This is a genomic window from Streptomyces sp. NPDC027672 (assembly GCF_055566335.1).
This window is the reverse complement of record NZ_JBVHSO010000005.1, coordinates 102266-111035: the sequence shown is the minus strand read 5'-3', so window position 1 is coordinate 111035 and position 8770 is coordinate 102266. Positions and strand designations below refer to the sequence as shown.

Sequence of the window (8770 nt, the reverse complement as noted above, 5' to 3'; positions counted from 1 at the left end):
CCTGGGTCAGATCCGGCCGGGAGCCGCGGCGCCGGACACGGCGGCGAGGCTCGCGAAGACGCGCTCTCGGACCACTCCGGCGAGGTCGCTCACCCGACGGTGCTCGAAAAGATCTCTCGGGGAGACCGGCACGCCGAACGCCGCGCGCAGGCGGACGGCCAGGCGCATCGCGTTGATCGAGTCGCCGCCGAGGTCGAAGAAGCTGTCGTGTGTGCCCACCCGGGGCACGGCCAGTACCTCGCCCCAGATCCGGCAGAGGGCTTCCTCGGTCGGGTCGGCCGGCGCCACGTACGACTCCTCGTCCGGACGGACGCGCGCCACGGGCAGCGCCGCCCGGTCCAGCTTGCCGTTGCGGTTGACCGGCAGCTCCGCCAGCGGCACCACGGCAGCCGGGACCATGTACGCGGGCACGTGCCGGGCGACGTGTGCGCGCAGCTCGTCCGCCGGCACGCCGGTACGCGGTACCACGTACGCGACGAGCCGCTTGCCGGCGCCGTCGGCCTGCACGACGACCGCTGCCTCGGCCACCGCCTCGTGCCGCAGCAGTACGTGCTCCACCTCGCGCGGCTCCACCCGGAAACCGCGGATCTTGACCTGGTCGTCCGTCCGGCCGGCGAACACCAGCGTGCCGTCCGGGTTCCAGCGCACCAGGTCGCCGGTGCGGTACAGGCGGGCGCCCGGCTCGCCGAACGGGTCGGCCACGAAGCGCTCCGCGGTCAGACCGGGCCGCCCGATGTAACCGCGGCCCACGCCGTCGCCGCCGAGGTACAGCTCGCCCGTGACGCCGGGGGGCACAAGGCGCAGCCGGTCGTCGAGGACGTGGACACTGGTGTTGGCGATCGGCCTGCCGATCGGCACGTGGTCGTACCGGACGCCGGGCTCCACGGCGAACAGCGTCGCGGCGACCGCGCATTCGCTGGGACCGTACCCGTTGAGCAGACGGCGTCCGGGTGACCACGAGGCGGCGAGGTCCGGGGTGAGGACCTCGCCGCCGCACAGGATGGAGTCGAGGTGCGGGAGCGCCGCCGGGTCGAGCGCCGGCAGGACGGTCGGCGGCCCGGTGACCGCGCTGACATCGGCCTCCCGCAGTTGCTCGATGAGTTCGGCGCCGCCGTAGGTCCCGGTGGTCGCGGGGGCGACCAGGGTGGCGCCTCCCGCGAGCGTGCTGAACAGGACGAGTGAGGCGGCGTCGAAGCTCATCGGGGAGAGCTGGTAGATCCGGCTGCCGGGGCGCACGTGCAGGGGAACGACGGCCTCGACGGTGTTGACCATGGAGCGGTGCTCGACCATGGTGCCTTTGGGCTTCCCGGTCGAGCCCGAGGTGTAGACGGTGTACAGCAGATCGCGGGGGCTGCCGTGGTCGGGCGGGGCGGTCGCCGGCCGGGTGGCGATGGCGGGCCAGTCCGCGTCGAGCAGCACGAGCGGGGTCGTCGTGCCCGCGAAGAGGCCGCGGTGGCGGGTGTGGGTGAGCACCACTGCCGGGCGCGCCTCCGCCAGGATCGCGGCGGTGCGCGCGGCGGGGTAGTCGGGGTCGATCGGCACGTACGCGCCGCCTGCCTTGAGGGCGCCGAGGACGCCGACGACCAGGTCCGGGCCGCGCTCGACGGACACGCCGACCATCACGTCCGCGCCGACGCCGAGGCCGGTCAGGTGGTGGGCGAGCCGGTTGGAGCGCTCCTCGACCTCCGCGTAGGTGAGCCGGTGCTCGCCGCGCTCGATCGCGACGGTGTCCGGCCATCGGGCGGCGCGTTCGCTGATGATCCGGTGCATGCGCCGCTCGATGGAGTACTCGGAGGGAGCGGCCACGCCCCACTCGCCGAGGACGAGTTCCCGCTCGGCACCGGTCAGCGCGGTCACGTCGCCGACGCTCGGCGCGGAGCCGGCGGCCAGTGCGTCCAGCACCGTGATCAGACGCGCGGCGGTCCGCTCCACGGTGGCCGGCTCGAAGACCGTCTCGTCGTAGAGCAGTCGCATGGACAGCGACTCGTCCGGGAACACGCTCAGCGCCAGGGGGTAGTTCGTGGCGAACTCGACGTCGAACGCGCGGATCATGGTCCGGTCGAGCGGATAGTTCTGGAAGACGACGACGGTGTGGAACAGCGCGGTGCCGGGCGCCGTGTCGGCGAAGGACTGCACGCGGTTCAGCGGAGCGTGGCCGAACTCCCGCGCCACCGCCTGCTCGCGTTGCAGCTCCGCGAGCCAGGACCGGGTGTGCGCGTCGTCGTCCACCCGGACCCGGACGGGCTGGGTGTTGATCATCATGCCGACCATCGACTCGACGTCGGGCAGGTCCGCCGGCCGTACCGCCGTGCTCGTGCCGAAGCAGACGTCGCGTTCGCCGCTCAGACGCGCCAGCAGGATCGCCCAGGCCGCCTGGACCAGGGTGTTGGAGGTCAGCCCGGTGCGCCGGGCGTACGCCGAGACCCGCGCGGCCGTCTCCCGCGGAACCGTCACCTGCACCGCCTGTCTGGCCGCGGGACGGTGGCCCTCGGGCGGCTGTCGGTCGCCGGGCACGGAGACCGGCGTGGTGAAGCCGGCCAACCGGCCGCGCCAGTAGGCGTCGGCGGCGGCCAGGTCCTGGTCCGCGAGCCAGTGCACGAAGTCCTGGAACGGCGGCCGTCTCCGCACCGGCTCGCCGCGGTACGCCCCGAGCACGTCCTGGAGCAGTTCCCCGGCGCTCCACCCGTCGGTGAGCACGTGGTGCATCGACCAGACGAGCTGGACGGAGTCGGGGCCGAGCCGCACGAGGGTGACCCGGCTCAACGGCGCCCTGGTGAGGTCGAGGCCGGCGGCGCGGTCGGCGTCGAGCAGTTCCCGCAGCCGCGCGGGGTGCTCCGTCTCCGGTACGGCGCTCCAGTCGAGCCGGCTCACCGGCAGCGTGACCTCGTCCCTGACCAGTTGCACGGGCTCCTCGACGTCGGCCCAGCGGAGCTCGGTCCGGAGCACCGCGTGGCGTTGTGCGGCCTCCTGCCAGGCCCGGCCGAGACGCCCGGGGTCGGTGACGTCGCCGAGCCGGACGACGAACTGGACCAGGTGCAGCGACGGGTCGTCGAGCATGAGGGCGTCGAAGAGCATGCCGCTCTGCATGGAGGTCAGGGGGTAGCTGTCCGCCGGCGGCGAGCCGTGCGGTACCGCGGGGACGTTGTCGAGAGGCGTCGCCGCGTCGGCCAGCGCCTCGACCGTCCGGTGGTGGAAGACGTCGGCTGTGCTCACCCTGAGCCCTCCGGCCCGCGCCCGCGCGACGATCCTCATGGCCAGGATGGAGTCGCCGCCCAGGGCGAAGAAGTCGTTCCGCACACCGATCCGTTCGGCTCCGAGGGTCTCGGCCCAGATCGTGGCGAGGGCGCGCTCGGTGTCCGTGCGCGGCGCGCGGTACGCCTCGGCGTCGTCGGCCGGGGGCTCGGGCAGCGCGGACCGGTCCACCTTGCCGTTGGCGTTGACGGGCAGCCGGTCCATCCAGACGACGCGCGCGGGCAGCATGTAGCCCGGCAGGCGTCCGGCCACCTGGTCGAGCAGCTCGCGTGCGGCGAGGGGGCTCGGTCCGGTCGGATACGCGACGATGCTGCGCGTCGGGCCGCTCTCGCGCACCACCACCACGGCGTCGGTGACGCCGGGGCAGTCGCGCAGCGCGGCCTCGATCTCGCCCAGCTCGATCCGGAACCCCCGCATCTTGACCTGGTGGTCGGTACGGCCGAGGAAGTCGATGAGGCCGTCCTCGGTCAGGCGCACCCAGTCGCCGGTGCGGTAGAGGCGGCTGCCGGGCGTGAACGGGTCGGCCACGAAGCGTTCGGCGGTCAGCGCGGGGCGTCCGAAGTAGCCGCGGCCCGTGCTGTCGCCGCCGAGGTAGAGCTCTCCCGTGCCACCGGGTGCCACGGGGCGCAGCCGCTCGTCGAGCACGTACGTCTCGGTGTCGTCGAGGGCCGTGCCGATGACGGTGGCCCGGACGTGTTCCTCGTCCGGTGCCGTGCGGTGCGAGGTGGCGAAGACCGTGGACTCGGTCGGGCCGTACCCGTTGACGAGCGTGATGCCCGGGCAGGCGCTCCGCACCCGTTCCACGGCGGTCGCCGACGGGGCTTCGCCGCCGGCCCACACCTCGCGCAGCCCCGCGAAGCAGCCGGGCTGCTCCTCGGCGAAGAGCCGGAACAGCGTCGCGGTCAGGAAGACCGCTTCGAGGCGGTGCTCCGCGACGAGTGCGGCCAGCCCCGGCGGGGTCAGCTCCCCGGGCCCGATGACCAGACGGCCTCCGTTGAGCAGCGGCAGCCAGACTTCGAGGGTGGAGAGGTCGAAACCGAGCGGCGCGATGAACAGCGCGCTGCGGCCGAACGAGGCGCGCATACGGGGTTCCCGGGCCAGCGCCATGATGTTGCGGTGGGTGATGGACACGCCCTTGGGCCGGCCGGTCGAGCCGGAGGTGTGCATGACGTAAGCGAGCTGCTCCTCGTCCAGGATCATCTGCGGGGCGTCGGCGCGGCGGCCCGTGTCCGCGCCGTCCGCGAGGAGCACGGGCGTGCCGGCGGTCGCCGCCCGGCCGGCGGTCGACCGGTCGGCGATCAGCGCGACCGCGTCGGTCTCGGAGAGCATCCAGCGGATCCGGTCGTCGGGGTAGCTCTCGTGCAGCGGTACGTAGGCCCCGCCCGCCTTGAGTACGGCGAGCAGGGCGACGACGGTCTCGGCCGAGTGGCCCGAGCGGCCCGTCAGCATGCCGACCCGCGACTCGGCGGTCACTCCGGCGCAGACGAGGCGGTGGGCCAGGTGGTTGGCGCGTTCGTCCAGCTCGCGGTAGGTGAGGGTCGTGCCGGCCTCGACGACGGCGGGCGCGTCGGGTTGCTGCCGGGCATGCGCGGCTATGAGGTGGGGAAGAGCCCGGTTCTCCGGAGCGGCGGGTGCGTTGTCGAAACCGTGGGGCATGCTCGGCCCTTCACTAGAGACACACGTGGCGCGCGGATAGTGGACGGTCGAGCTTGGCGCGCGCGGGCGTACCGGCTCCACGTAGTTGAGCGGTGAGGAAACTGCCCGTTCGGCTGCCGGTCCCGCGGGGGGGTGCGCGAAACAGGTGAGGCGTGGCCGAAGCCACGCCTCACCTGCGCCGGCGGTCGTACGTCACTCGGGCCGTGCGATCGCCTCCACGGCCGGCGGCCGCAGTGCGAGCCGGGCCGGCAGCATCACGGCGGGCCAGGCGATCACCGCGGCCGCGACCACGATGCCGAGGTACATCAGGGGCGGTATGGACGGGAACACCGAGTGGCGTATCGCGTAGCTCATCCCGATCAGCGCCGGCAGCGCGGCCAGCGTGCCGACGACGACCGCGCAGAGCACGATGATGCCCGCCTCCTGGCGCATCATCGACCGGACCTGGCTGGTGCGGGTGCCGACGAGGCGCAGCAGGGCGAACTCGCGCCGGCGTGAGATCGTCGCCATGACCAGTGTGTTGACGACGGCGATGGCGAGATAGCCGAGCAGGACGGCGTTGAGCACGAGGCTGGTCCCCCCGCCGCTCGCGTCGTCGGTCGGTGCGGCGGTGACCGCCCCGGCGTCGCGCACGCCCAGCGTCGGGTACGGCTTCAGCGCCGCGGTCAGGTCCGCCTCCCGGCTGGAGTTGACCATCAGCCACTGGTCGAGGTGGTCGGTGGTGTGCGCGATGACCACGTCGTGGGGCAGGGTGACGTCGCCGAAGCCGAGCCCGTTCTCGTAGACCGCGACGACCTTGGCCTTTTCGACGGTGCCGTCGCCGAGGTGCACGTCGACACGGCCGCCCACGTCGACGCCGACGGTGCCGGCGACGAGGCGGCTGAGGGCGACCGTGGACCCGGTGAGACCACCGAGGTCGCCGCGCAGCACGTCCAGGTCCAGGGTGTCCGGTACGGCCGCGGGGTCGACGCCCTGGGCCGTGGAGAGCCGGTACTGGATGCTGTCGCCGTCGGGCCAGGTGAGGATCGTCGAGGTCCGGGCGACCGGGCCGACCGTGCGGACACCGGGGACGCCCCGCAGCTCCGCGGCCAGGCCGGGTGAGATCCCCGTGCTCGCGGAGGTCACCACATGGTCGGCGATCACGCCGTCGACGGCCTGGTCGTGTGCGGCGGCGGCGAGCGTCGTGCCGCTGAAGAGCTGTGCGGACGCCATGGTCACGCCCATGATCAGCGGGGTCGTGGCGGCGCTGAGCCGGCGGGCCCGGGCCCGGGAGTTGGCGAGGGCGAGGAACCGGGTGGCGTTGCCCGGGCGACGGCCGAGCAGCGTCACGACGCCGCCGAACAGCCTGGGTCCGAGCAGGCCGACGGCGATCACCAGGACCAGGGCGGAACTGGCGGCGCCGTCGATGGCGGACTCGCCGGGCAGCGCGATCGGCAGCACGATCGCGGCGGCCAGGCCCCCGGGCACGAGCAGCGCACCGAGCGAGAGCCGGAACCAGCCCAGCTTCCTCGATTCCACGGCCACGTCGCCGAGCGCCTCGACGGGACTGACCTTGGCCGCGCGCCGGGCCGCGAGCCAGCCGCCGATCCGGGCCGCGAGGACACAGATCAGCAGGGCGCACAGCACGGGCAGCGGTGTGATCACCAGCGAGAAGCCGGACGGCAGCGTGCCGGCCGCCGTGAACACGGCGTGCAGCAGCTTGGCGAGCAGGATGCCGGGGACGGCGCCGAGCACGGCGCCGGTCCCGCCGACCAGCACGGCCTCGCCGCCGATCATGCGCAGCACCTGCCGGGGGGTGGCGCCGACGGCCCGCAGCAGGGCCAGCTCGCGGCGGCGCTGCTGCACCGACAGGGCCAGCGTGCCGGAGACCACGATGATCACGAGCAGGATCATGGTGGCGCCGAACGCACTGGCGATCTCGATGACGAACGCCCGCATCTGCCCGACGTCGAGCGTCTCGACATCGCTGCGGTCCTCGCCGGTGTACGTGACCACGCCGGGCACGGCCTTCTTGATCCGGCCGGCGAGGTCGCCCGCGTCGGTCCCCTTCGAGGCCAGCACACCCACCGCGTCGATCTCGTCGGAGGTGCCGTAGAGCCGTGCCGCCTGGTCGTCGGTGAAGAAGACCGCGGACTGCCGGTCGAGCGCGGTCCCGGGCTCGGCGACGCCGCTGACCCGGTACGCCCTCGGTTCCGATCCGGTCACCAGCGTGACCTTGTCTCCCGGGGCGGCTCCGGCTCGCCGGGCGAGGTCGCCGTCGAGCACGACGTCGCCGGCCGTCTGCGGCCGGGTGCCCGAGCGCAGCGTGAACGGTGCCAGCACCGAGGCGGACCAGCCGTGCCCGTACACGGGCGGTCCGCCGAGGACGGCGTCCTGCTTCAGCACGGCCGTACGGACGCTGACGTCCCCGACCGCGGTCTCGACGCCCTTGACCGCAGCGACCTTCGCGACCGTGCCGGCGGGCAGCCTGACCCGTTCGGAGAGCCGGGGGTCCGTGTCGCCCTCGACGGGCATGGTCTGGGTGCCGCCGACGACCACGGCCGCGCGGTCGTACCGTTCGGCGGCGACTCCGGAGCTGATGCCGGTCTCCAGCAGCACACCGCACGCGGTGATCACGGCGGAGCCGACCGCGACGGCGATCAGCACCGCCGCGAAGCCGCCCTTGCGGCCGCGGATCGTGCTCCAGGCCAGCGAGAGGTTCCGGCGTGACAGCGTGCGGACCTTCTTCTTCGCCTTCCTGGCGGCCGGCGGATCCGCCGCCTCCGCCTTGCTCTTGCGGCTCACCACTCACCCAGCCTGGTCATCCGGTCGGCCACCCGCTCGGGCGTGGGCCCGACGAGTTCGCCGGCCAGGCGGCCGTCGGCCAGGAAGGTCACCGCGTCCGCGTGTGAGGCGGCGACCGGGTCGTGGGTCACCATCACCACGGTCTGGCCGGTCCGGTCGACGACCCCCCGCAGCAGTTGCAGGACCTGCCGGCCGGTGCGGGTGTCGAGCGCGCCCGTCGGCTCGTCGGCGAAGATGACGTCGGGTCTCGTGATGAGGGCGCGGGCGATGGCGACGCGCTGCCGCTGACCGCCGGAGAGCTGCCCGGGGTAACGGTCCCCCATGTCGGCGAGCCCGACGTGCGCCAGTTCGGCGTGTATCCGGTCGGTGGGGATCGGGGCGTCGGCCAGCCGGAACGGCAGGCCCACGTTGTCGGCGATGGTGAGCGAGTCGAGCAGGTTGTACGCCTGGAAGACGAACCCGACCCGTTCCCGGCGGAGTTCGGTGAGCTGCTCCTCGTTCAGGCCGGCCAGGCGGGTGTCGCCGAGGGTGACGCCGCCCTTCGTGGGTTTGTCGAGACCTGCCGAGCAGTGCAGGAACGTGCTTTTCCCCGAGCCGGAGGGACCCATGATCGCGAGGAACGTCCCGCGCGGCACCCTCATCGTCACGTCGTCCAAGGCTGTGACCGCGTTACGGCCGGAACCGTAGATTTTCGTCACGGATTCCAGTAAGAGAGCAGACCCGCCAGCCACTTCACACCCTTTCCCCGTTTCCTGGGACGGTAACGCCGACGCCCTCCCCGATCAACCCTGCCCCAAGGAAGAAACGTTTTCGAGCCGCACCTCGAAGGCAGGAGTAACGGCTTTCGCCCGCACGCCTCTCTTTTCGGCCACGGCTTTCCCGATCGGCTGCCCGACTGGATATTTACGCCTGATATACACCCTTCTGCCGGTAACGACTGGGCGCGGCGAGGGCCGGGCAGCGCCGTCACCAAGCGAGCCGACGTGGACGGGGGTGCCGTGGGGTGTGCCCTGGGGTGCGCCGTCCGGCAGGCGGCTCTGAACTGCGGGTTTCGCTCTGCGGTCAACAAGATGGCCGA

The 8770-nt window shown here is 73.0% G+C and carries 3 protein-coding genes; all 3 read right to left on the bottom strand.

The features are described from left to right. Positions 1-6 precede the first annotated feature (6 nt). Positions 7-4908 (bottom strand): amino acid adenylation domain-containing protein, encoded by a 4902-nt coding sequence (locus ACZ4SV_RS14370; protein ID WP_468004307.1) that lies wholly within the window; start codon positions 4906-4908, stop codon positions 7-9. Between the two features lie 192 nt (positions 4909-5100). Then, positions 5101-7695, bottom strand: coding sequence for an ABC transporter permease (locus ACZ4SV_RS14365; RefSeq protein ID WP_468004305.1), 2595 nt, complete (start codon positions 7693-7695; stop codon positions 5101-5103). Continuing rightward, positions 7689-8339, bottom strand: a complete 651-nt coding sequence (locus ACZ4SV_RS14360; protein WP_397979551.1) for an ABC transporter ATP-binding protein — start codon at positions 8337-8339, stop codon at positions 7689-7691. The genes ACZ4SV_RS14365 and ACZ4SV_RS14360 overlap by 7 nt, the downstream gene beginning before the upstream one ends. Positions 8340-8770 lie beyond the last annotated feature (431 nt).

What these genes read in the sequence shown, in the direction of transcription:
- ACZ4SV_RS14370 (WP_468004307.1), bottom strand. Translation starts at nt 4,908, where the DNA reads ATGCCCCACGGTTTCGACAACGCACCCGCCGCTCCGGAGAACCGGGCT.